The sequence below is a fragment of the Rossellomorea aquimaris genome, from assembly GCF_020172085.1.
Classification (GTDB): Bacteria; Bacillota; Bacilli; order Bacillales; family Bacillaceae_B; genus Rossellomorea; species Rossellomorea aquimaris_E.
In genome coordinates, this window is the sequence record NZ_JAIVAT010000003.1 from 796,009 (window position 1) to 817,662 (window position 21,654).

Sequence of the window (21,654 nt, forward strand, 5' to 3'; positions counted from 1 at the left end):
TATGTATTCAGATCTGACAAATAAGGTGGTCGTTATAACCGGAGCTGCTACTGGTATAGGAAAGGCGATCGCGAAACGGTTCGCCGGGGAAGGCTGCAAAGTGGTCATTAATTATTTCAAAGAAGAAGAGAATCCTCAAGAACTAGTAAAAGAAATCGAGAAAGACGGGGGAACGGCCTCCATCATTCAGGGGGATGTGTCAAAAGAAGAGGACGTCCATGGCTTTGTCCGCTTTGCACATGACACATACGGAAGTCTGGATATCTATGTGAATAATGCAGGTATCGAAAATGAAGTCCCGTCTGAAAACCTCTCGATTGAAGATTGGCAAAAGGTCATCAATACGAACCTGACCGGTACATTCCTTGGATGCCGTGAAGCGGCAAAATACATGCTCGAGCATCATATCAAGGGATCAATCATCAATGTTTCTTCCGTACATGAAATCATTCCATGGCCTCATTTTGCCCACTATGCCGCCAGTAAGGGTGGGGTCAAATTATTAATGGAGAGCCTTGCACTAGAATTCGCCCCCGATGGGATCAGGGTGAATAATATCGCTCCCGGTGCCATCGATACACCGATCAATGCAGAGAAATTTTCCGATCCGGAGAAGAAAAAGGGAGTGGAGAAACTCATCCCTCTCGGTTATATCGGAGAACCCGAACAGGTTGCCTCCTGCGCGGCTTTCCTTGCATCTGATCAAGCGAGCTACGTCACTGGAACCACTCTCATCGCCGATGGTGGCATGACGAAATACCCTGGATTCCAGGCTGGAAAAGGGTAATCAAAAAAAGCCGAAATCATGATTGATTTCGGCTTTTTTCGCTGTGTTTCAATCTACTATGGTGATGATCGGCGGTTTTTCTAAATATTTCATAAAGTTTGGAACGTCATCCTCTACGGCCTTCCACTGTTCGGAAGCGAACGCTTCTTTCATGTCCCTTTTATTCTCAAATTCTATTTCCGTTATTAAGTATAGGGCTAAATCGGTATTTTGATTTGAGAGAACCCGCTGTACCTTTGCGCTTTTTACATTGGGCACCTTTTCTACTTTCGGCATATGGGTATTGAAGTAATACTCCTCGAACTTTTCCTGATCTTTTGGCTTTTCATACATCACAATCACTTTCGCCATCAAAACCCCTCCTTGTCCTCGCAATTACATTCAATTGAATTTTAGCAATTACAGGAAAATGAGACTATTCAATTCATAACAAAAATATCGACAGAATTTGACTTTGGGGTGTGTCTTTCCTGCTTGTCGGGCCTACCCGAGCCGCCTCCGCTTTTCTATGTCCAGCTCCGGCGGCTAGAGGCTCGAGGTCATAAGTCAAACCAGCCAAAAAGGCAAATAGCGCCTTTCCGACTGGTTCGCCTTATGCTTGTCGCCTCTGAACGAGCCGCCTCCGCTTTTCTATGTCCAGCTCCAGGGCTTAGAGGCTCGAGGTCATAAGTCAAACCTGCCAAAAAGGCAAAGAACGCCTTTCCGGCAGGTTCGTCTTATGCTTGTCGCCTCTGGGCAAAGCCCTTCCGCTTTTCTTATTATTCTCTCCGTTTCCAGTAATTTAAGTTGAAAGGGAACGTATATTCGTATAGAATCATAACTATACTATATAAGAACGTTTGTTCTATTTTAGGTAAAATGGAGGGCGAAGATATGACTGTCGATTACAGTGTGCTACCACACCACAAGATTTTGTGCATCGATATGAAGAGCTTTTATGCTAGCTGTTCGGCTGTCATGGAGGGGCTGGATCCCCTTGAATGTCACTTGGCTGTAGTGGGGGATAGAAGCCGACAGGGAAGCATTGTACTGGCTGCCTCGCCCAGGATGAAGAAGGACTTTGGTATCAAAACAGGTTCGCGGATGTTTGAAATTCCGAATGACCCGAGAATCCGGCTTGTAGAGCCGAAAATGGCGACATATGTACGGATTTCAACAGAGCTTACCCGTCTGTTTCATCGCTATGTACCGAAGGACGCCATTCATACGTACAGCGTAGATGAAAGCTTCATACAGATTGATGGGGCGACGGATCTCTGGGGAGACGCGACCACTATCGCCCGCAAGATCAAAGATGATATGGAAAGGGAGTTTCAACTCCCGTGCGCCATCGGCATTGGACCCAATATGCTCCTGTCTAAGCTGTGTCTGGATCTTGAAGCAAAGAAAAAGGGGATTGCCGAGTGGACATATGAAGATGTTCCGGAAAAGCTGTGGCCCCTGTCGCCGCTGAGTGAGATGTGGGGGATAGGCGGACGCCTCGAGAAGACCCTCAATCGCATGGGCATCTTTTCTGTCGGACAATTGGCGAAGTATGATCTCGAGAAGCTTGAGGCAAAGTTCGGTGTGATGGGAAATCAGCTTTATTATCATGCATGGGGAGTGGACCTGTCTGAAATTGGGGCACCGATCATGGATGGGCAGGTCAGCTTCGGCAAGGGGCAGATCCTCCTCAGGGATTATAAGGAGAAAAAGGAAATCAAACGCGTCATTTTGGAGATGTGCGAAGAAGTCGCGAGACGCGCCCGGACCCATCGTAAGGCGGGAAGGACTGTAAGTTTTGGGATCGGCTACAGCCGCGAAGAATTCGGAGGTGGGTTCCACCGGTCACGGACGATAGAGGAACCGACCAATATCACCATGGATCTGTACCGTGTGTGTCTCGAACTATTCGAAGAGAACTACAATGGAAAAACCGTCCGGAAAATCAACATTACTCTTTCGAATATAGTGGAGGATGGAGCGATGCAGGTGTCCCTTTTTGAACCTGACCGTTGGGAAAAACGGGAACTTGGGTATGTGGTGGACCGCATCCGAAATAGATATGGATCAGGGGCCCTGCTCCGGGCTGTATCCTACACGGAAGCGGGAACAGCAAGGCATCGTGCCCGCCTGGTGGGCGGACATAAATCGTAGCGCATAGGAGGTGAGAGAGTTGATCCGTGATCGAGGAAGAATCAAATGGACATCTATGATGCTCCCGGAGCATGTGAAGCTCCTCAGGGATTGGGCCAAGGAAGATACCCATGAAAAGAGGGTTGAACTTGATGAGCAGGAGCTGGATCGGATAAATGAAGTGGTGGCAGAAGCGATGGAGTTCGGGAAGCTGGTCTCGATTACTCATTATGCAAAGTACCGTCATCAATTATTGATTGGAACCGTTCATCATGTCGACTCAATGGAAGGGAAGCTGCATGTGGTCGACAGGTTTGAAGATGTACACTATATTCCACTGACAAGCGTTGTAGACATTCGTTTTTTTGAATGAAAAGAGAGGCTTCGGGTGAAGCCTCTCCTCTCATTCCATTTACTCTTCGTCCAATACCTTTTCGGCACGCACGCAGGAATCGAATTTTCCCTTGTGTGAAGCGTCGCAAAACGGCATATTAGCAGATAGACCGCAGCGACAAAGGGTAAATACTTGTTTCGTTTGAAATACATTTCCGTCAGCATCAATCAGTTCCACATCACCACTTACGCGGAAGGAACCGTTATCATTCACTTTGATTTGAGCTTTTGTCATGAAAAACCACCCTTTCTAAAAAATACAAAAGAATCCCCACTATCGATAGTAAGATGAAAAGCGTAAAAAAGCAATATTCTAAAAGAAGCAAATGAAATGTGATAGGATAAGGAACGAGGAGGTCATCGAATGAAAATTCAACTGACGAATGAAGCAACGCGCAAAATTCAGGATAAAATGAATATAGAAAACAAACCAGGTTACCTGAAACTGAAATACGATACAGAGGGCTGTGGCTGTGTGGTCAGCGGCATTCCTACTTTATGGTTTGTCAGTCATCCCGTTGAAGGGGAAGATGTACAAATAGAAACGAACAGCTATCCGATTCTCGTCGAAAAGTCAAAGATGGTTTTCCTTGATGAAGAATTGAAAATTGACTTTTCTCCACAAAGCAACACATTTCAATTGAAAAGCCCGGGTCAGATCATAAATGGGAGAATGAGCTTTGTGATGTTTCCGGGGGAATAGAATGAAAGCCTTCGGTTGGTGTCAACCGAAGGCTTTCGCTGTTTTTAAAGCAAATACCACCAACCAAACGTAACAATTAAACCACAGGCAGAAAATAAGTGGTTATTCCTCCAACAGATCTTCAAACATCCTCGCCAATGAAACCCCGTTTTTCCATCCATCCAAGCCGTCCTCCACAGACCAGCTGGCAGACAGAATCGAATGGCAAAATCCGTATGAGATCAACCGCTCATAGGAGAGGGAAAGGAGAGAAGCTAATGTCCTGGTCCTGTACCGAAGAAGTTCGATCGGAACCTCCCACTTCTTCCACTCATTCAACATGAACTGAATACAGTCATATTCCCTCTCGCCGATCAATCCTTTGGGATCGATGGCTGTCCAGCCGGAAGAATCAGAGTAGAGAATGTTTCCGTGATGAAGGTCACCATGAAGAAGAAAGCGATCTGTCGATGTACCGAGCAACTCCGTATAGAGGTTTTCCGCTTTTAAGACGAGATCTTCAGGGATGGGGCCGCTTCCGCCGTTAAATCGTTCCCGTAGCCTACCGATTCCCTTTGACCAGGATTGAACGGTAGGGTAGGAATGAACACTTACGGGCTTATGCCAAAGTCTCTTAGCAGTATGGGCGAAGATAGAAAGGACCTCTTCTTCATCGTCGATGGAGTGGAGGGAAGCACCAGGGAGGAGACGATCTAATAAGATCCAGCCTTCTACCTTATTATAATCGAGGACCTCCACCATCCCCCTCCCTTGAAAATCCTGGAGGGCATGAAACTCATTGGAGAAATCGTTGTTCGGATACCCGATCTTTAATACGGCATCCCGCTCCTGCCTAATCCGAACGGGTACCACGAAATTATAGCTTAATGAAAAAGGCTTATCATATGTTAACTGAAGCCGGTCTTTTAATGACTCCAGCAAACCTTCTACATAAGCCATCCAGTCTTTCCCGGAATCTCCATAAATCGTTTGCATTTTTAATCTGAAATCGGTTGGGATCATGAGACGACATCCTTTCCATTTGATACAAATTGATCTAGAAACCTTTGAATCACTTCTTCGTATTTCTCCGGGTTGTCGTTATACGATTGGGCATGGGTCCCGCGGAAATCAAGGAACAGTTCCTTTGGGCCAAGTTTTTTTTCAAAAAGGTCCTTTGTCATTTGAGGAAGGATGAAATCATCATTTTGGCTGTGAATAAATAACACAGGTTTTTGGATATTTTGAACAACTGAAAGGGGTGATAGATCCTTTAATGTATACCCTTGTCGCAGTTTAAGAGTCCCATTTACGAGGGGAAGAAGAAATTTTGCCGGCATCTTCACCTCTGCACTCATGCGATAAGCAAGCTGTTCACCAAAATCGGAGAAAGGACAGTCTGCAATATAAAAAGCAGCCCGGTCTTCGACACTGCCTGCATAAAGAAGCATCGTCGCAGCCCCCATGGACTCTCCGTGGATCCCGAAGAATACATCGTCCCCTTCGCGGCAGATCAGTTCATCGACTACAGCCTTCAGGTCATACTTTTCAAAATAGCCATAGCTCGTTGTCTTGCCACCTGATTCCCCGTGACGCCTGTGGTCATAGATCACGGCATTGAACCCAAGTTTGATGAAAAGGTTCATGTATTTAATGGAATTCCATTTATTCTCCGTCACTCCATGGGAAAAGATCATGAATTTTTTATGAGGATGGGGCTTCACGAATACCGCTTTAATATCGTAACCGTACTGTGAAAGAATCAGCACTTCTTCTTTAGGAAGGGAGTCATAATCCTCTTCGATCAGCCGGGTCGATTCGACTTCACGTGCCCGAATGAAGTCATCCCTTTTTTTCGGTAAATACATAAATCGATTAGTAATATAAACTCCGAGCAGCCCGATAGAGGAAAGGGTGCCGCCAAGGATCGCCAGTTTTTTTCTCATTCGTCATCACCTCAGGAGGAATATCGTTTATTCTTATTGTAGCAAACAAAGGAAAAAAGAGGAATTTTCAGGACAAAAAAAGCGCCTCGGGAAGAGACGCTTTTTTCAATAGGTTTAGAACTTAAGATCTGGCATTTTGCCCTTTCGTTGGATGGATGGCTTTATCCAGTTCTTCTTTTGCCATGGTGTTTGATGTCGTATCTGCATTCGGTTTTCCTTTTTGACTGAATCCTTTATCGCGTTTTTGGCTCATATGACTCATCTCCTTAAAGGTTATCACCTTTAGAATGCTCGAAGGAGAGAGGGGGTATGCATTACTGGTTCAATTCGTGCAGGCGATAGTAACCGCTTTCAATGGGGCGGCTGACAAAGGACTCAACGACCTCGATGGCAGCAGCGAGCTTCTCAAGGTCAACCCCTGTGGAAATCCCCATTTCTTCGAGCATATACACAACATCCTCTGTTGCAACATTTCCGGTCGCCCCAGGTGCGAAAGGACATCCGCCGAGTCCGCCGGCACTTGTGTCAAAGCGGTCGATCCCCGCCTGCAGGGATGCCAGGATATTCGCAAGGGCCATCTTACGGGTGTCATGGAAATGAGCGGTCAGTAATGTATGTGGTAATTCCTGCTTTAATAACGTGAAGAGATGATAGGCTTCGGATGGATTCGCCCGGCCGATCGTATCGGCAACGCTCAATTCATCCACTCCCATAGCCACAAATTTTTTGCAAAGGGCAAGCGTATCCTTCGGTGGGATCTTTCCTACATATGGGCAGTAGAAAGCGGTTGAGATGCAGGCTCGCACGAAATAACCCCGTTCCTTCAATTCTGTAAGGAGAGGTTTTAAGCCTTCAAGGGCTTCCTCTGTCGTTTTGTTGATGTTTTTCTGATTGAAAGAATCGCTGACACCGACAAATACGGCAACAGAACGGCAGCTTGTTTCAAACACACGCTCCATCCCCTTCTTATTAGGGGCGAGAACGAAGTCTCGTGAATCCATGGTCATACAGGAATCGACAATTTCACTGGCATCCTGCATTTGTGGAACCCATTTGGGAGAAACAAAGGAAGTCAGCTCCATTTCCTTGATTCCTGCTTGCTTCAAACGATAGATAAACTCTTTTTTTACGTCAGTCGGGACAAAATTCTTCTCATTTTGTAAGCCGTCTCTCGGACCGACTTCGATAATGGTAGCTTTTTTAGGTAATTTCATCATTTCACTCCTTCCTCTTCATTTTAAGAAAATTTCGACATGTAAATCAATATAAAAATTTTTTGACAAATTTAGAGGAATTTAACCGCTTACATAGAATGAGTTAAAGTGGAACTGTTTTCAGAAGGTAATGAATAGGCAAGCACATCAGTCAGAAGAGAAAGGGAGGAAGAAAGATGTCGAATGAAGTTGTCATTGTGAGTGCAGTACGTACAGCCATCGGAAGCTTTAACGGATCTTTAAAAGGTATTTCCGCTCCGGAACTTGGAGCGATTGTGATTAAAGATGCCCTTGAAAAGGCTGGTTTAAATGGTAGTGATGTGGATGAAGTGATCATGGGGAATGTGTTGCAGGCAGGCTTGGGTCAAAATCCCGCCCGTCAAGCATCCATCAAAGCGGGACTTCCTGAGCAAGTACCTGCCATGACAATTAATAAAGTATGTGGATCAGGATTAAAAACGGTTCATCTAGCGACACAGGCAATCCTCGCAGGGGATGCAGATATCATCGTTGCAGGTGGAATGGAAAATATGAGTCAGGCTCCTTATTTATTGAAAGGAGCAAGAGAAGGATACAAAATGGGAGACCAGAAAGTCGTCGACAGTATGATATCAGACGGCTTATGGTGTGCCTTTAATGATTATCATATGGGTGTGACGGCAGAGAATCTATGTGACCGTTACTCTCTGACAAGAGAAGAACAGGACGAATTCGCTGCATGGAGTCAGCAAAAAGCGGCTGCTGCCATTGAATCCGGCCGATTTGATGATGAGATCGTTCCGGTTTCTATCCCGCAACGAAAAGGGGATGCGCTCGTGTTCAGTCAGGATGAGTTCCCACGTAAAGGGTCAACGGCGGAGAAGTTGTCTGGCCTTCGGGCTGCCTTCAAAAAAGAAGGCTCTGTGACAGCCGGTAATGCATCGGGCATCAATGATGGAGCCGCTGCTGTTGTCGTCATGTCCAAGAAGAAAGCAGACGAGCTGGGCATCACGCCTCTCGTTACGATTAAAGGGAACGCCAATGCCGGGGTCGATCCGAGTGTCATGGGAATTGGACCTGTTGCCGCAGTAAAGAAAGTGTTGGAAAAGACCAGACTGACAATGGAAGATATCGACCTGATTGAAGCGAATGAAGCATTTGCTGCCCAATCACTGGCCGTAGATAAAGAACTTCAGTTCAAAAAGGATGCCCTGAATGTGAATGGAGGAGCCATTGCCCTCGGCCATCCAATTGGAGCAAGTGGAACGCGTATCCTCGTGACGCTGATTCATGAAATGAAGAAGCGGGGCGTAGAGAACGGACTCGCTACCCTATGCATCGGTGGGGGACAAGGGGTTGCAACCGTCGTAGAGCTGCACAAATAAATAAGGTCTGAAGAGATAGATTCGAGGAGGGAAAATAATGAAAGAAGTATATACTTCATATGACGAAGCCGTGGCAGACATCCACGATGGCGCCACTTTAATGGTCGGAGGATTCGGTCTGTGCGGAATCCCTGAAAAGCTCATTCTTGCCCTTGTAGAAAAAGGTGTGAAAAACCTGACCGTCATCTCAAATAACTGTGGGGTAGACGATTGGGGCTTGGGGTTATTACTGAAAAATAAACAGATTGATAAAATGATAGGCTCCTATGTAGGGGAAAACAAAGAATTTGAAAGGCAGGTTTTATCTGGAGAGCTTGAGGTGGAACTGGTTCCCCAAGGGACGCTTGCTGAGAAAATCCGTGCAGGGGGAGCAGGGATCCCTGCATTCTACACGCCTGCAGGAGTCGGGACTCCTGTAGCGGAAGGGAAGGAAACCCGCACTTTTAATGGAAAAGAATATTTACTGGAAGAAGCCTATACGGCAGACTTCTCCCTGGTACGGGCGTGGAAGGCCGACAAGATGGGGAATCTGATTTATAACAAAACGGCGCAAAATTTTAACCCGATGATCGCGGCAGCGGGGAAAGTGACGATTGCTGAAGTAGAAGAGCTTGTTGAAATCGGGGGCATTAACCCGAATGAAGTGCATACACCAAGCATCTATGTGCAGCGGTTGATTCAGGCAGATCAGGAAAAACGCATTGAAAGAAGAACAGTGAAACAAGCATAGAAGGGAGAGTGGAACAGGATGGATCGTGCCAAAATGCGTGAAAGAATTGCAAGAAGAGCAGAAAAGGAAATCGAAGATGGTTTCTACGTGAACTTAGGAATCGGGATGCCTACACTGGTAGCCAACTATATAACAGAAAACAAACAGGTTGTCCTTCAATCTGAAAATGGCTTACTTGGAATCGGCCCTTATCCAGTGGAAGATGAAGTCGATGCAGACCTGATCAACGCAGGAAAAGAGACCGTTACGGCAATTCCAGGATCCTCTTACTTTGACAGCTCAGAATCATTCGGGATGATTCGAGGCGGGCATATTAATATCGCCATCCTCGGTGGGATGGAAGTAGCCGAAAATGGAGACCTTGCCAACTGGATGATCCCTGGTAAGATGATCAAAGGAATGGGAGGAGCGATGGATCTCGTCCACGGGGCCCAGCGAATCATCGTCATCATGGAACATGTCAATAAAGCGGGTGAAAGCAAGATCCTGAAAGAATGCACATTGCCTTTGACGGGTAAAGGTGTCGTGGACCGCATCATCACGGATCGCGCCGTGATGGATGTAACGGATGAAGGGCTTCTTCTTCGAGAAGTAGCGAACGGTTTCTCGGTGGAAGATATTCAATCATCCACCGATGCCAAACTGATCATCGGGGAAGATGTGAAACTCGAAGCCTTTTGATGCAAAAAGCCGGTTAGGAGGGGTGTATAACCCTTTTAACCGGCTTTTTTTGAGCCTTGCTTTTGACTAAAATCATAAAAAGATTTATAACTATGACAGATGGGGGGAATCACACATGTCCAAGAAAAAGAAACAAGAAGCAGAGTTGACGCTAAAGAACTCAATCAGCGGAGACCTCTTCGAACAATTAAAAGAAAAGAAAGCAGAGCTTGAAAAAGTAGAGTCGGTGAAAAAGGAAGAAGAGCGCCTCAGGAAAATAGAAGAGAAAAAACAGCGCGAGAAAAATAAGAGCTTTGAAGAGCTGTTAAATGAAAGCAATATGAATTGGAAGAATTTCAAAGATTAATGAGAGATGTAAACGTAGTACCTCATCAAGGTGACTGGAAAACGAAATTTGAAAAAGAGAAACGGAGTCTGAGTAACCTTCTTCCTGACGCAACCATCCACCATATAGGTTCCACTTCTGTACCCGGTTTAGCCGCTAAACCAATCATAGACATATTAATTGAAGTTCCTGGTTTGGAAAGCATTGACGACCGGATAAAAGAATTCAATCAACTGGATTTCGTGGGGAAAGGGGAGAACGGCATCCCTAACCGCCGCTTTTTCTATAAGGGAGAAGGGAATGACAGAGCTGTACATCTTCATATTTTCCCTTATGGAATACAACATGTGATCAGGCACTTGGCATTCCGCGATTATTTAAGAGAACATGACGGAGAAGCACGACGATATGGTGAACTAAAATCAAGTCTTGCGAAGAAATTTCCACATGATATAGAAGGATATATCCATGGGAAAGACCAATTTGTAAAGGACTTGGAGCGAAAAGCGTTGAATTGGTATGAAAAAAATAAGCGGGCAGGGAAGTAAGAATCCCTGATCCGCTTATTTTTTCATTCAATCTCTGTGCTGTTCATACCGTGATAATTTTGTTAATTGTTTAAGCATCTCAAGCTCTTCAGAGGATAAAGGCGCTGAAGTAACAGCATCGATATTCTCCTGGAGCTGTTGAACAGAACTTGCCCCCGGGATCACGGCAGCCACCGTATCGTGGGAGAGGTTGTATTGAAGGGCCAGTTCATTCATGGAACGATTGTCTCCCAATTTCCTATGAATGGACTCGATTGTTTCTTGAAGCTCTTGATAAGAATAGTCCAGATAGCCATTCTCTTTCATTTTTGCAGAAGCTTTGGCAAGCATCTTTTCAGAAAGAAGACCTTTTGCCAACGGCCCCCTGGCCACGATACTCACTTTATTTTCATCCAGAAGGTCCATCCATTCTTCCGGGCGGCGATCGAGTAAGCTGTACTGCATCATCACGCTCTCAATGGAGGCTGAACGCAAGAAACGCTTAATGACATTCGGCCGAATGGAAGAAATGCCATAATAGCGTATAAGTCCTTCTGTCTTTAATTCTTCAAATGCCTCAATTGTTTCTTCAAAGTGATCTTCAATTGTACCACCGTGTAGCTGATAAAGGTAGATATAATCCACGTTAAGGCGTGATAAGCTGTCCTTCACGGCCGTCTTGATATAGGACTTGGAAGGGTCCCAACGCCAGCCATCCTTCACATCATTCCAGCGGTTCCCCACTTTTGTGGCCAGGATGATGTCGTCCCGGACTTCATGTATGGCTTTTCCGACCATTTCTTCGTTTTGACCAAAGTCATATAAATCAGCAGTATCAAGATAGTTGATTCCATTCTCTATAGCGTGGTGCACAATTTCTTTGGCAGCTCTCTCTTCGGTGCCAAGGGACATGCAACCAAGTCCCATCTTTGATACATGTAAATCGGAGTTTCCAATTTGTCTTTTTTCCATTGTATCCGTCCTTTCGGGATTAGCACTTCTCTATTATATTAACGAAAGTGGGGACGAATAAACAAAGAAAACGAACGGAATCAACGATTGGATTCAATCCATTCCTTCACTGTGGAGAAATGTTGACTGTATTGCTTCAACTTTGCCTTGATTTCCCATGCTTTGCCTACAAGAATGATCCGGTCTTTTTCAGCAATCACCTTCAAGGGTTTTCACCTCGATCCTCAGATGGGATATGGTAAAATGTATGAGGACAAGGTCAATGAAAGAACAAGGAGAGTTGAATGATGAGAAAATTCGAAGAAAAAACAATCACAACAGAAACGATCTATCAAGGAAAAATCATTGATCTACAGGTGGATGAAGTAGAGCTTCCAAATGGGAAGACATCTAAGCGGGAACTGATCAAGCATCCCGGGGCTGTGGCGGTTATAGCGTTAACACCGGAAGGGAAAATGGTGATGGTGGAGCAGTATCGGAAAGCGCTGGAGAAATCCATCGTCGAGATACCGGCAGGAAAACTTGAGCCGGGGGAAGAGCCGGATAAAACCGCCATACGAGAGTTGGAGGAAGAAACGGGATATGGCTGTGAGCAACTGGAGCATCTGATTTCGTTTTACACGTCTCCAGGGTTTGCTGATGAGCTGGTTCATTTGTATGTCGCTCACGATATTTACCCGATTCAGGAACCTAAAGAAACGGATGAAGATGAATTTGTTGAGTTGATTGAAGTGACAGTAGAGGAAGCACTGCAGCTAATCAAGGAACAAAGAATATATGATGCGAAAACGGCTTATGCGGTTCAGTATCTGCAATTTCAGAAGCTGATGAGATAAGAGGGAATGGTATTGGAAGTCAGGCTCCGTTTGAGAAGGGGTCTGGCTTTTGAGTGGAAATGGTTTAAAATGGTAAATGACGCAAAAAATAAAAAAACGACGCAAATACGCCTGGTTTTGACGCAAATAATTAAATAATGACGCAATTAATATGGAAAATGACGCAATAAATAGTATAACGACGCAATTAAGACTTCCTACACGGCTATTTAGGAGCAACTTACCCCTCACATAAAAGCATAACTCTATCAATCTTCTATACTCGTCTGATAAAAGCCCTTAAATAACTGTTTTTTACTTCAAATACAAATAAAATGACAAATTTTAAGAAAGAGAGAGATTAATCAGATATTCACAAGCACTGTCATATCCTCAATCCCCCAAATATGCAGCATCCACCACACCCAGGCCAGTCAAAAACCGGCCTGAATATTTGCAGATATCAAATCTCAATGAGATCATCAGGAATAAGAGAGTACACACATGTATCACGTCCATCGATCCCGTTCTCATCAAGATGATCATGCCTTAAAATCCCCTCATGCTTGAACCCCAGCCGCTCAGGCACCCTCCGCGAAGCAGTATTCCTCTCATCGCAGCGAATCTCCACCCGCTTGCAGGAAAGATCATGCAGGGCGAAACGGGTCAGCGCTTTCACGGCTTCCACGATATATCCTTTTTTCGTATGCTTGGTATGTAGCCAGTACCCGATTTCCACTTTAGGCACATCCCAATCGATGCGGTGTAACCCGGTGGACCCGATGAATTCATCCGTTTCTTTGAGGTAAATATGTAGTCGGATGTCGGCCTTTTTAATGAATTCAGCATAAGAATCCCGGACCCCGGCCTCCACCTCTTCAAGGGTTTGTTCCTTCCGCGCAAAGGGAAGCCACGGCTTTAATTCGTTCCTTGATTCAGAAATCGCCTTGAAAACGTCTGGCCCGTCACCAGGCATACACGGCCGGATATAAAGGCGTGAAGTTTCAATCCTTGTGGGAAATTCGATTAAGTTGGGTGAATTCATATTTTCTTCCTCCAATACAGGTTTCTATGATTATACGTTTATCTGTATGGAAGTTCAATAGAATAGAATAAACGTGTCCCGCCTTACATATAGATTAGTAATCGATATCTAGGAGGAGCACTGTGATGCGTAAAAAAATATCAAATTCAAATCCACTCGTCCAACATGTACAAACACATTCCTCAATCTATTTATTTATCATTACATTGTTTTTAATGGGGATCATTTTTGGTGCCATTGTCGTTAATTCCCTGTCATTTGCCCAAAAAGAGGACCTGTATTTCTATTTGAGTAAGTTTTTCAGTGAAATGGAAGATGGGAGTATGACGTCGGCAGAAGAGCTTTTCCGTCAGAGCTTCCTTCATAATGTGAAGTATCTCGGCTTGATGTGGCTGCTCGGAATCTCGATCATCGGACTTCCGCTCATCTTCGTCTTGTTATTTATGAAAGGTGTCGTGGTCGGTTTTTCAGTCGGGTTCTTAGTGAATCAAATGGGATGGAGCGGATTTTTATTATCATTTGTCAGTGTGCTGCCGCAGAATATTATCATCATTCCTGCATTCATCTTCATCGGGGCGATCAGCGCAAGTTTCTCCCTTACATTGATCCGAAAGATCTTTATGAGGCAAACATCGTCCATGCAATTCCAGATGATCCCGTTCTTATCCAGGTATGTTATTTTCATGGTGATGGCCATCGCGATTGTTACTGTCGCCGCAAGCATCGAAGCCTATCTCTCTCCTAATTTAATGGAAGCTGTCATATCCAGAATAAAATAAAGTTATTATTAAATGATAATCATTTCAATTAGTTAATTATAATAATTTTATTTTGCTTATTCCTCCCTTTTTGATATAATAGTAAAGACATTGACGAGGGAGGAGAGGACTATGGAAAGCCGCATTGAACGAATAAAAAAACAGCTTCATTCTGCCAGCTATAAGCTTACGCCACAGCGGGAAGCAACGGTACGCGTGTTACTAGAACATGAAGAAGATCACCTCAGCGCCGAAGATGTATACCTCCTCGTTAAGGAAAAATCTCCGGAAATTGGACTGGCAACCGTATATCGTACATTGGAATTGCTGTCTGAACTAAAAATTGTGGATAAGATCAATTTTGGCGATGGTGTATCACGCTATGATCTCAGGCAAGAAGGGGCAGCCCACTTCCATCACCATTTGGTGTGCATTGAATGTGGAGCGGTTGATGAAATTCAAGAAGATCTCTTAGAAGATGTAGAAGCGATTGTTGAAAGAGACTGGAAGTTTAAAATAAAAGATCACCGACTCACCTTTCACGGCATTTGTTCCAGATGCCAGGATAAAGAAGAGGACCATGAAGAATAAGATGAAGCCCGAAAGCCTTAAAGACCTCTGTGTTGTTTCTTAATTGGAAGCATCCCATACATATTCTTTAAGGCTTTTTTTCATACCCATATAGAATTTTTTACAGTTTCTGATTCCATTAGGTATAAAACGCTTGAAAACCGTCATAGCTTGTATTAATAAGCGTTAGTACCAGCGAATATGGAGGACGACAGGATGTTTAAAGGGGTTCAATTGGTATGGCAGACCATAAAGGTATTTATATTATTTACGGGATCAACGATTTTGTTCTACTATGGTATCATGTGGATAAGTGAAGAATACGAAGGCTATCACAGATATGATGAGCCCGAGGGAGCAGCAGTAAAAGTATATTCTTCCGTGACAGATGAAGAAAACCATTGGTATGACCGATTATTATTTTTCTATATGAACGGGGAGTAATGCAGTGTGGAAGACCATATACAAGATTTCATGCACTTTTTAATTGTAGAAAAAGGGCTTGCCAAGAATACGATCGATTCGTATCAGCGAGATTTAAAGAATTATGCGCTATATTTAACGAAGGTTGAGGAAGTGGCTGAACTGAACGCCGTTTCAAGGGTGAATATCCTCCAGTTTCTCGGTCATCTGAAAAACCAGGGGAAGTCCTCGAAAACCGTCGCACGGCATGTAGCATCCATCCGATCCTTTCATCAGTTCCTCTTGAGGGAAAAGGCGACGGAACAGGATCCTACTGTACATATTGAGACGCCGAAAACCGAAAGGACACTTCCTAAGATTTTAAGTATCGCCGAAGTGGAGGCTTTACTTGAAGCACCTGAAGAATCGACCCCTTTAGGGATGAGGGATAAAGCCATGCTTGAAATCCTTTATGCGACAGGGATACGGGTAAGTGAGCTCATCCAGCTGAAGTTGGATGATGTCCATTTGACGATGGGATTTGTACGGTGCATCGGGAAAGGAAACAAAGAGCGGATCATCCCGATCGGACAGACGGCCATGAATGTTCTGGAGAAATATTTGGGGGATGCCCGGCTGAAATTACGGAGCAAGAAACACCGTGATGATCATTTGTTCCTGAATCATCATGGTAAAGGTCTTACAAGGCAAGGCTTCTGGAAGAATTTAAAGGCACTTGCCAAGAAAGCCAATATCGAGAAAGATTTGACGCCTCATACACTTCGCCATTCTTTCGCCACTCATTTACTTGAGAATGGGGCAGATCTGCGGGCAGTACAGGAAATGCTTGGTCATGCAGACATTTCTACCACTCAAATCTATACACATGTGACGAAAACACGATTAAAGGATGTTTATTCACAATTTCATCCTAGAGCATAATAGAAGATAGGGAGATCCCATAAAGAAATTACGATTCTTTAAGGGATCTCTCTTGTTTTTTTTAAAAGGGAAAAGTAGAATATAGATGTCAGACTTCTGACGTTAAATCCTGTCGATTGCTTCAAAGCAGTTAAGGGTAAGATACGATTGAAGGTCGAAAATGTAACCGCTTTTTTAAAAAAGGATCAATATATAGGAGGTTTACGTGAATGAGTAACTATACATACAAACGAGTTCACTTGATTGTAATGGATTCTGTCGGTATTGGTGAAGCGCCGGACGCTGATCTATTCAACGACAAGGGGGCGGACACGCTCGGTCACATTGCTGACCATATGAACGGGTTGAACATGCCGAATATCGGAAAACTGGGACTTTCAAACATTGAAGAAATAAAGGGCATCGAAAAGGCAGTAAAGCCCCTTGCTTACTTTACAAAAATGCAGGAGGCTTCAGTCGGGAAAGATACAATGACTGGACATTGGGAAATTATGGGTCTGAATATCGATAAACCGTTCAAAACGTACCCAGATGGGTTCCCTGAAAAATTAATCCAAAGACTTGAGGCAGAAACAGGCAGAACGATTATTGGAAACAAGCCTGCGAGTGGAACTGAAATCATCGAAGAGTTGGGTAAAGAACATATGGAAACAGGGGCGTTAATTGTCTATACGTCAGCTGACCCTGTCCTGCAGATTGCTGCTCATGAAGACATCATTCCGATTGAGGAACAATACAGGATCTGTGAGATAGCCCGTGAAATCACGAAAGAAGAGGAATATCTCGTAGGTCGTGTAATCGCTCGTCCATTTGTCGGAGAACCGGGTGCGTTTAAACGAACTTCCAATCGTCATGACTACGCGTTGAAACCTTTTAACCGTACCGTAATGAATGAACTGAAGGATTCCGGATTCGACGTGATCGCCATTGGTAAAATATCAGATATTTTCAATGGAGAAGGAGTGACTGAATCGATTCGTACAAAGCATAATATGCACGGTATGGATGGACTCATTCAATCATTCGATCAAGATTTCACAGGCTTAAGCTTCCTAAATCTTGTTGATTTTGATGCATTATACGGACATCGTCGCGATCCAGAAGGATATGGAAAAGCGCTAGAAGAGTTTGATGCACGACTGCCTGAAGTGTTTGAGAAAATGACGGAAGATGATCTTCTTATGATTACAGCCGATCACGGGAACGATCCGACTGCTCCAGGTACGGATCACACTAGAGAGTACGTTCCCCTTCTCGTTTATTCAAAGCGTTTTGAAGAAGGGAAAGAACTGCCTATCTCTGAAACATTCGCAGATATCGGGGCAACAGTTGCTGATAACTTTAATGTGACCATGCCGAAATTCGGTAAAAGCTTCTTAACACAATTGAAATAAGTGATAGAAAAAATAAAACAGGAGAGGGAAGAAGCTGAAAGCCAGGGCTCATTTCCTCCTCTTTACGTTGAAAAGGAGTAATGAAGATGAATTACGAAAACATTCAAAATGCAGCCAATCACTTGAAAAATCAATACACAGGTCAGCCGAAGGTCGGATTGATCCTTGGATCTGGACTAGGTGTTCTTGCAGATGAAATCCAAAACGCTGTGAAAATTCCTTATAAAGAAATTCCTGATTTCCCTGTTTCCACTGTGGCAGGACATGCAGGGCAGCTGGTGTTCGGACAATTATCCGGACAGGAAGTCGTCGCTATGCAAGGTCGCTTTCATTACTATGAAGGGTATGGATTCGATAAAGTGACATTCCCGGTTCGCGTCATGAAAGAATTAGGAGTGGAAGTTCTGATTGTGACGAATGCAGCCGGCGGAGTAAACGAAAGCTTCCAGGCAGGGGACTTGATGCTCATTTCAGATCATATCAACAATATGGGAGGCAATCCTCTCATTGGAGCGAATGACTCCCGCTTAGGGCCGAGATTCCCTGATATGTCAGAAGCATATTGTAAAGAACTTCGTCAAAAAGCGAAAGAAATCGCTGGGAAACTATCCATTGAAGTACAGGAAGGTGTCTATGTAGGAAATACCGGTCCTACGTATGAAACACCTGCTGAAGTTCGCCTTGCCCGTACCCTTGGCGGTGACGCAGTAGGGATGTCAACTGTACCAGAAGTCATCGTGGCTCGTCATGCTGGAATCAAGGTACTAGGAATTTCATGCATTTCAAATATGGCAGCTGGAATCCTTGATCAACCTCTTTCACATGATGAAGTCATGGAAACAACGGAAATGGTACGTGCTAACTTCCTTTCATATGTAAAAGAAATCGTGAAATCTTTATAATAATTGAAATTTACAAGAGTGGGTGAAAACAATGAGAATGGTTGACTTAATTGAGAAAAAGCGTGAAGGAAAAGAATTGTCTACTGAAGAAATCAAGTTCATCGTGGAAGGTTATACAGATGGAACGATCCCTGATTATCAGGTAAGTGCCCTTACAATGGCTATTTTCTTCAAAGATATGAGCGATAGAGAACGTGCAGACTTAACGATGGCGATGGTAGAATCAGGCGACCAAATTGATTTATCTGCCATTGAAGGCATTAAAGTGGATAAGCACTCCACAGGCGGTGTTGGTGATACAACCACACTTGTACTTGGACCACTCGTGGCATCCGTCGGTGTTCCTGTTGCGAAAATGAGCGGAAGAGGACTGGGGCACACTGGAGGAACCATCGACAAGCTTGAATCTGTAGAAGGATTTCACGTAGAAATCGAAAACGATGAGTTCATCCGCTTGGTGAATAAGAATAAATTGGCGGTCATTGGCCAAAGCGGGAACTTGACCCCTGCTGATAAAAAACTTTACTCATTGCGTGATGTAACAGCAACGGTCAACAGCATTCCCTTAATTGCAAGCTCAATTATGAGTAAAAAAATCGCAGCAGGTGCAGATGCGATCGTCCTTGATGTCAAGACCGGTGCAGGTGCCTTCATGAAGACGCTGGACGATTCGAAGGACCTTGCTACAGCAATGGTGAACATCGGAAACAATGTTGGAAGAAAAACGATGGCGGTCATTTCCGATATGAGCCAGCCTCTTGGATACGCCATCGGGAACGCGCTTGAAGTGAAGGAAGCGATCGATACGTTAAAAGGAGAAGGTCCGGAAGATTTAACAGAACTTTGTCTTACTCTTGGAAGCCATATGGTATTCCTTGCGGAGAAAGCCTCGACTTTAGAAGAAGCAAGAGCGTTATTACAAAAAGCCATCGAAGACGGATCGGCTCTTGAGAACTTCAAGGTATTCCTTGAATCACAAGGTGGAGATCCTACCGTAGTGGATGAACCATCCAAGCTTCCACAAGCAAAGTACAAAATCGAGCTTGAAGCGAAACAGGATGGCTATGTGTCTGAAATTGTGGCCGATGCTGTCGGAACGGCTGCCATGTGGTTGGGTGCAGGACGCGCGACGAAGGATTCTGTCATTGACCTGGCAGTAGGACTGGAGCTTCGTAAAAAGATCGGAGATGCCGTCAAAGCCGGTGAATCGCTTGCAACCATTTACAGTAATGACGAAAACATCGACAATGTGAAAGAAAAGTTATATGAAAGCATTAAAGTGACAGATGAACATGTAGAAGCACCTACGTTGATTCATACTGAAATCACAGGGTGATTCATCATTTTGATCGAGGCCTTTGCCGAGAGGATTATTTCTCTTCGGCAGAGGCTTTTTTTATTTGGAATAATGGGTGTGGGATTTCTATTTTTTACATTAAAACGCAATTAAGGGTGGAATTGACGCAATAGTTGTAAAAATGACGCAATTCGTGATTGAAACGACGCAATAAATTAAAAAATGACGGAATCAAGATAGAAAACAACGCAATTAACAAATAAAGCAATTTCTTTTCATTATGCATGCGGCATCAAAGGACGTTCAAAGTCCAATCCTCAAGCAATATAATAAATTCTCAGATTCAACTTAATCGTACCTCTTGATAAAAACAAATCAGCCTTACAATCTCCACATGCTTCGCTTTTTCTCGCCCACTTTTTTACCAATGATTGTATAAAAATGATGCAGTTGGAAAAAATGGATCTATGAGTATTGAATTTTAACGAGATTTTGATTGGAGGACAGTTGGATGAACCGTTTAGCGTATATAGTAGTGACATTTGTTTTGACAGCTTTTCTTTTTCCTGCGACGGGATTTGCCCAGGAGAATAAATCTGAATTGGCTGATGTGGCAAAATCAGCGATATTGATTGAGCGTGATACAGGATCGGTGCTTTACGAAAAGAATAGCCATGAAAAACTGGCACCAGCGTCCATGACGAAAATCATGACGATGACCCTGATCATGGAAGCACTTGAAAAAGGTCAAATAAAGTGGGATGACAAAGTTCGTGCAAGTGAATATGCTGCGTCGATGGGAGGATCACAAATTTTCCTCGAGCCTGGTGAAAGCATGTCTGTTGAAGAGATGTTGAAGGGAATCGCCATAGGATCGGCCAATGATGCATCAGTAGCCATGGCAGAGTATATCGCGGGCAGTGAAGAAGCCTTTGTTGAGAAGATGAACAAAAAGGCAAAAGAATTAGGGTTAAAAGAGACTCATTTCAAAAACCCTACAGGTCTGCCTTCGAAAGATCATTACAGTTCGGCACATGATATGTCCATGATGGCCAAGGAACTTCTGAAATACGAAGGGATCACAAAATTCACCGGAAGCTACGAATCGTATTTACGCGAAGGGTCGGATAAAAAATTCTGGCTAGTGAATACCAATAAGTTAGTCCGCTTCTATGACGGAGTAGACGGATTGAAAACGGGCTTCACGAATGAAGCGAAGTATTGTCTGACAGCAACGGCAAAGAAAGACAATATGAGAGTGATTGCGGTGGTGTTCGGTGCCCCTACACCAAAGGAGCGGAACAATGAGGTCAGTAAAATGCTGGATTATGCCTTCAATCAGTATGCAACCAAACCTCTCTTCAAGAAAGGGGATTCCCTGGCAGAGGTGAAGCTTTCAAAAGGGAAGGAAAATAGGGTGGAGGCCGTGACGGATGAGCCAATCTCCCTTCTGACGCAGAAAGGGGAAAAGCTGGATGGGATCAAACAAAAGATCACCCTTTCAAAAGACTTGAAAGCCCCTATCAAAAAAGGAGACAAAGTCGGGACGCTCGTCGTGACGAATAAAGGGAAAAAAGTAGTGGAAAGCACCCTTGTGGCCAAGAGAGATGTAAGTGAGGCAGGCTGGTGGGGATTATATAAGAGATCTTTTGGTCTGTTCACGAAAGTAGGAAAGTAGTGAACGATTGAAAATAACCTCAAAATATGACGAATTCCTTCTAGTTTTGTCACGGAGAAGGAATTTGATAAAAGAATAGCGAAATGACTCACTATACGACAGAGAAGGAGGCTTT

Annotated in this window: 27 protein-coding genes; 18 read left to right on the forward strand and 9 right to left on the reverse strand. The window is 44.1% G+C overall.

Going from position 1 to position 21,654, the window contains the following annotated elements; translation table 11 throughout:
* Position 1 precedes the first annotated feature (1 nt).
* Positions 2 to 787: a glucose-1-dehydrogenase gene (locus LCL96_RS04770; protein WP_224940292.1), complete on the forward strand. Its 786-nt coding sequence runs from the start codon at positions 2 to 4 to the stop codon at positions 785 to 787.
* Positions 788 to 835: 48 nt separating this feature from the next.
* On the opposite strand, the gene LCL96_RS04775 is transcribed toward LCL96_RS04770, so the two are convergent.
* Positions 836 to 1,138: an EthD family reductase gene (locus tag LCL96_RS04775; RefSeq protein WP_224940293.1), complete on the reverse strand. Its 303-nt coding sequence runs from the start codon at positions 1,136 to 1,138 to the stop codon at positions 836 to 838.
* 522 nt (positions 1,139 to 1,660) lie between these two features.
* Between LCL96_RS04775 and LCL96_RS04780 the strand changes: the two genes are divergently transcribed.
* Both LCL96_RS04780 and LCL96_RS04785 read left to right on the forward strand, forming a co-directional pair.
* Positions 1,661 to 2,923: a DNA polymerase thumb domain-containing protein gene (locus LCL96_RS04780; RefSeq protein ID WP_224940294.1), complete on the forward strand. Its 1,263-nt coding sequence runs from the start codon at positions 1,661 to 1,663 to the stop codon at positions 2,921 to 2,923.
* A gap of 19 nt (positions 2,924 to 2,942) precedes the next feature.
* Positions 2,943 to 3,275, forward strand: coding sequence for a YolD-like family protein (locus LCL96_RS04785; protein WP_224940295.1), 333 nt, complete (start codon positions 2,943 to 2,945; stop codon positions 3,273 to 3,275).
* A gap of 39 nt (positions 3,276 to 3,314) precedes the next feature.
* On the opposite strand, the gene LCL96_RS04790 is transcribed toward LCL96_RS04785, so the two are convergent.
* The gene (locus LCL96_RS04790) at positions 3,315 to 3,530 is read right to left on the reverse strand and encodes a CDGSH iron-sulfur domain-containing protein (protein ID WP_224940296.1); all 216 of its coding nucleotides are present in this window, start codon (positions 3,528 to 3,530) and stop codon (positions 3,315 to 3,317) included.
* A 129-nt stretch (positions 3,531 to 3,659) separates the two neighbouring features.
* Here LCL96_RS04790 and LCL96_RS04795 point away from each other — a divergent pair, with 129 nt between their 5' ends.
* Positions 3,660 to 3,998: an iron-sulfur cluster biosynthesis family protein gene (locus LCL96_RS04795; protein WP_224940297.1), complete on the forward strand. Its 339-nt coding sequence runs from the start codon at positions 3,660 to 3,662 to the stop codon at positions 3,996 to 3,998.
* A 102-nt stretch (positions 3,999 to 4,100) separates the two neighbouring features.
* On the opposite strand, the gene LCL96_RS04800 is transcribed toward LCL96_RS04795, so the two are convergent.
* The 4 genes from LCL96_RS04800 to LCL96_RS04810 form a co-directional block, all read right to left on the reverse strand.
* Positions 4,101 to 5,000 (reverse strand): aminoglycoside phosphotransferase family protein, encoded by a 900-nt coding sequence (locus LCL96_RS04800; RefSeq protein WP_224940298.1) that lies wholly within the window; start codon positions 4,998 to 5,000, stop codon positions 4,101 to 4,103.
* Positions 4,997 to 5,923 (reverse strand): alpha/beta hydrolase, encoded by a 927-nt coding sequence (locus tag LCL96_RS04805; protein ID WP_224940299.1) that lies wholly within the window; start codon positions 5,921 to 5,923, stop codon positions 4,997 to 4,999. Before LCL96_RS04805 ends, LCL96_RS04800 begins: the two co-directional genes overlap by 4 nt.
* Before the next feature lie 121 nt (positions 5,924 to 6,044).
* Positions 6,045 to 6,176 (reverse strand): hypothetical protein, encoded by a 132-nt coding sequence (locus tag LCL96_RS23385; RefSeq protein ID WP_263628056.1) that lies wholly within the window; start codon positions 6,174 to 6,176, stop codon positions 6,045 to 6,047.
* Positions 6,177 to 6,237: 61 nt separating this feature from the next.
* Positions 6,238 to 7,140 carry a hydroxymethylglutaryl-CoA lyase gene (locus tag LCL96_RS04810; RefSeq protein ID WP_412103524.1) on the reverse strand — a complete coding sequence of 301 codons (903 nt, stop codon included), beginning with the start codon at positions 7,138 to 7,140 and terminating at the stop codon, positions 6,238 to 6,240.
* Between the two features lie 173 nt (positions 7,141 to 7,313).
* Here LCL96_RS04810 and LCL96_RS04815 point away from each other — a divergent pair, with 173 nt between their 5' ends.
* The 5 genes from LCL96_RS04815 (at position 7,314) to LCL96_RS04835 (ending at position 10,785) form a co-directional block, all read left to right on the forward strand.
* Positions 7,314 to 8,501: an acetyl-CoA C-acetyltransferase gene (locus LCL96_RS04815; RefSeq protein WP_224940300.1), complete on the forward strand. Its 1,188-nt coding sequence runs from the start codon at positions 7,314 to 7,316 to the stop codon at positions 8,499 to 8,501.
* 37 nt (positions 8,502 to 8,538) lie between these two features.
* Positions 8,539 to 9,231, forward strand: a complete 693-nt coding sequence (locus LCL96_RS04820) for a CoA transferase subunit A (RefSeq protein ID WP_224940301.1) — start codon at positions 8,539 to 8,541, stop codon at positions 9,229 to 9,231.
* Between the two features lie 18 nt (positions 9,232 to 9,249).
* Entirely contained in the window at positions 9,250 to 9,912 is a 663-nt protein-coding gene (locus LCL96_RS04825) for a CoA transferase subunit B (RefSeq protein ID WP_224940302.1), read from the forward strand.
* Between the two features lie 115 nt (positions 9,913 to 10,027).
* The gene (locus tag LCL96_RS04830; RefSeq protein WP_224940303.1) at positions 10,028 to 10,258 is read left to right on the forward strand and encodes a YqkE family protein; all 231 of its coding nucleotides are present in this window, start codon (positions 10,028 to 10,030) and stop codon (positions 10,256 to 10,258) included.
* Entirely contained in the window at positions 10,237 to 10,785 is a 549-nt protein-coding gene (locus tag LCL96_RS04835) for a GrpB family protein (protein WP_224940304.1), read from the forward strand. Before LCL96_RS04830 ends, LCL96_RS04835 begins: the two co-directional genes overlap by 22 nt.
* A 27-nt stretch (positions 10,786 to 10,812) precedes the next feature.
* Here the strand turns inward: LCL96_RS04835 and LCL96_RS04840 are convergent, their stop codons facing one another.
* Together LCL96_RS04840 and mciZ are read right to left on the reverse strand one after the other, a co-directional pair.
* Positions 10,813 to 11,736 carry an aldo/keto reductase gene (locus tag LCL96_RS04840; protein ID WP_224940305.1) on the reverse strand — a complete coding sequence of 308 codons (924 nt, stop codon included), beginning with the start codon at positions 11,734 to 11,736 and terminating at the stop codon, positions 10,813 to 10,815.
* An 80-nt stretch (positions 11,737 to 11,816) separates the two neighbouring features.
* Positions 11,817 to 11,942, reverse strand: coding sequence for a Z-ring formation inhibitor MciZ (mciZ, locus tag LCL96_RS04845; protein ID WP_224940306.1), 126 nt, complete (start codon positions 11,940 to 11,942; stop codon positions 11,817 to 11,819).
* 81 nt (positions 11,943 to 12,023) lie between these two features.
* On the opposite strand from mciZ, the gene LCL96_RS04850 reads away from it, so the two are divergent.
* Positions 12,024 to 12,572, forward strand: coding sequence for an NUDIX hydrolase (locus tag LCL96_RS04850; RefSeq protein WP_224941296.1), 549 nt, complete (start codon positions 12,024 to 12,026; stop codon positions 12,570 to 12,572).
* A 442-nt stretch (positions 12,573 to 13,014) separates the two neighbouring features.
* On the opposite strand, the gene LCL96_RS04855 is transcribed toward LCL96_RS04850, so the two are convergent.
* Positions 13,015 to 13,596, reverse strand: coding sequence for a GNAT family N-acetyltransferase (locus tag LCL96_RS04855; RefSeq protein ID WP_224940307.1), 582 nt, complete (start codon positions 13,594 to 13,596; stop codon positions 13,015 to 13,017).
* A 125-nt stretch (positions 13,597 to 13,721) separates the two neighbouring features.
* Here LCL96_RS04855 and spoIIM point away from each other — a divergent pair, with 125 nt between their 5' ends.
* From spoIIM to LCL96_RS04895, 8 genes are all read left to right on the forward strand, one after another.
* Positions 13,722 to 14,375: a stage II sporulation protein M gene (gene spoIIM / locus LCL96_RS04860; protein WP_224941297.1), complete on the forward strand. Its 654-nt coding sequence runs from the start codon at positions 13,722 to 13,724 to the stop codon at positions 14,373 to 14,375.
* 111 nt (positions 14,376 to 14,486) lie between these two features.
* Positions 14,487 to 14,945, forward strand: a complete 459-nt coding sequence (locus LCL96_RS04865; RefSeq protein ID WP_224940308.1) for a Fur family transcriptional regulator — start codon at positions 14,487 to 14,489, stop codon at positions 14,943 to 14,945.
* Between the two features lie 195 nt (positions 14,946 to 15,140).
* Positions 15,141 to 15,368 carry a YqzK family protein gene (locus tag LCL96_RS04870; RefSeq protein WP_224940309.1) on the forward strand — a complete coding sequence of 76 codons (228 nt, stop codon included), beginning with the start codon at positions 15,141 to 15,143 and terminating at the stop codon, positions 15,366 to 15,368.
* A 6-nt stretch (positions 15,369 to 15,374) separates the two neighbouring features.
* A complete protein-coding gene (xerD, locus tag LCL96_RS04875) occupies positions 15,375 to 16,268 on the forward strand; it encodes a site-specific tyrosine recombinase XerD (protein ID WP_224940310.1) in 894 nt (297 codons plus the stop codon).
* Positions 16,269 to 16,477: 209 nt separating this feature from the next.
* Positions 16,478 to 17,662 carry a phosphopentomutase gene (gene deoB, locus LCL96_RS04880; RefSeq protein ID WP_224940311.1) on the forward strand — a complete coding sequence of 395 codons (1,185 nt, stop codon included), beginning with the start codon at positions 16,478 to 16,480 and terminating at the stop codon, positions 17,660 to 17,662.
* An 86-nt stretch (positions 17,663 to 17,748) separates the two neighbouring features.
* Positions 17,749 to 18,564 (forward strand): purine-nucleoside phosphorylase, encoded by an 816-nt coding sequence (locus tag LCL96_RS04885; RefSeq protein WP_224940312.1) that lies wholly within the window; start codon positions 17,749 to 17,751, stop codon positions 18,562 to 18,564.
* A gap of 31 nt (positions 18,565 to 18,595) precedes the next feature.
* A complete protein-coding gene (locus tag LCL96_RS04890) occupies positions 18,596 to 19,900 on the forward strand; it encodes a pyrimidine-nucleoside phosphorylase (RefSeq protein ID WP_224940313.1) in 1,305 nt (434 codons plus the stop codon).
* A 472-nt stretch (positions 19,901 to 20,372) separates the two neighbouring features.
* On the forward strand, positions 20,373 to 21,539 hold the full coding sequence (locus tag LCL96_RS04895) for a D-alanyl-D-alanine carboxypeptidase family protein (RefSeq protein ID WP_224940314.1): 1,167 nt from the start codon (positions 20,373 to 20,375) through the stop codon (positions 21,537 to 21,539).
* Positions 21,540 to 21,654: the final 115 nt, after the last annotated feature.